Source organism: Lysobacter antibioticus (assembly GCF_001442535.1).
GTDB lineage: Bacteria > Pseudomonadota > Gammaproteobacteria > Xanthomonadales > Xanthomonadaceae > Lysobacter > Lysobacter antibioticus.
Genome location: NZ_CP013141.1, coordinates 5,760,860 through 5,762,155, shown reverse-complemented (window position 1 = coordinate 5,762,155; position 1,296 = coordinate 5,760,860). Strand labels below are relative to the sequence as shown.

Below are 1,296 nucleotides of genomic sequence, written 5' to 3'. Positions count from 1 at the left end.
GCGGCGTTTTTGTTTCTGTCGGGTGGTGATGAAGCTTCGGGCTCGCGGTGAGCGGCTCTACGAATCCCAAATCCCCAATCACCCATCCCGGCCCGTCAGCTCAGCTGACGGGCTCGAGCCAGCCGTACTTATCCGCCGTCTTGCCGTTGAACAGGCCGAAGAACAGTTCCTGGATACGCTCGGTGACCGGGCCGCGGCGGCCGCTGCCGACCTGGCGGCCGTCGACCGAACGGATCGGGGTGATCTCGGCGGCGGTGCCGCACATGAACAACTCGTCGCACAGGTACAGGTATTCGCGCGGCAGGTCGCGTTCGATCACTTCGATGCCGACATCGCGGGCGAGGGTGATGATGGTGTTGCGGGTCAGGCCGTTGAGCAGGGCGGCGCTGACCGGCGTGGTGTGGAGGGCGCCATTGAACACCAGGAACAGGTTTTCGCCCGCGCCTTCCGAGAGCAGGCCCGTGGAAGCCAGGGCGATGCCTTCGCCGAAGCCCAGGCGACGCGCCTCGCGCGCGACCAACTGGCCGGACAGGTAGTTGCCGCCGGCCTTGGCGCCGGCCGGGATGGTGTTCGGGGCGAAGCGCTGCCAGCTCGACACGCAGGCGTCGATGCCTTCTTCGAGCACGCTGGCGCCGAGGTACTGGCCCATCTTCCAGGTCGCCACGGCGACGTCGGTCGGGGTGTCGGCCGACAGGCCGAAGCCGCCGAGACCGCGGTAGGCGACCGGACGCAGATAGTCGGTGGTGTGGCCGTTGGCCTTGATCACTTCATGACAGGCCTGGTTGATCTGCTCGACCGAGTACGGGATGCCCATGTCGTAGATCTTGGCCGAGGCGAACAACCGCGTGTTGTGGTCGTTGAGGCGGAAGATGACCGGGCCCTGCGGCGTGTCGTAGGTGCGAATGCCCTCGAATACGGACGAACCGTAGTGCAGCGCGTGCGACATGACGTGGGTGGTTGCTTCGGCCCAGCGCTTGATCGCACCGTTGTGCCAGATCCATTCGGGGTATTGCATCGTCGGCTTCCGTGGTGGGTGGGGAAACCCCTATTGTGCCCTGCCTGCCCGGTTCAGGCCCAATCGAGCGGCGTATGGAAGCCCGTGCGGAGTCGGCCGGAACGCTCAGCCGCCGCGGATCCACCAGCAGCCGAAGTGGCGGTAGAGGCCGAACACGGTGCGCGACGGCGTCACCCCGTTGGCCATGGTCTGCTCCAGGCGCAGCGCCACCGGCGTGCGCCGCTGCGGGACGTGCGCTGCGGGCGCCGGCGCGGCCGCGGTGCTCTCGCTCGCGGCGTCAG

At 67.4% G+C, this 1,296-nt stretch carries 1 protein-coding gene; it reads right to left on the bottom strand.

Translation table 11 applies throughout. From position 1 onward, the window contains the following. Nucleotides 1–100 precede the first annotated feature (100 nt). Nucleotides 101–1,015 (bottom strand): branched-chain amino acid transaminase, encoded by a 915-nt coding sequence (locus tag GLA29479_RS23315; RefSeq protein WP_057973010.1) that lies wholly within the window; start codon nucleotides 1,013–1,015, stop codon nucleotides 101–103. Nucleotides 1,016–1,296 lie beyond the last annotated feature (281 nt).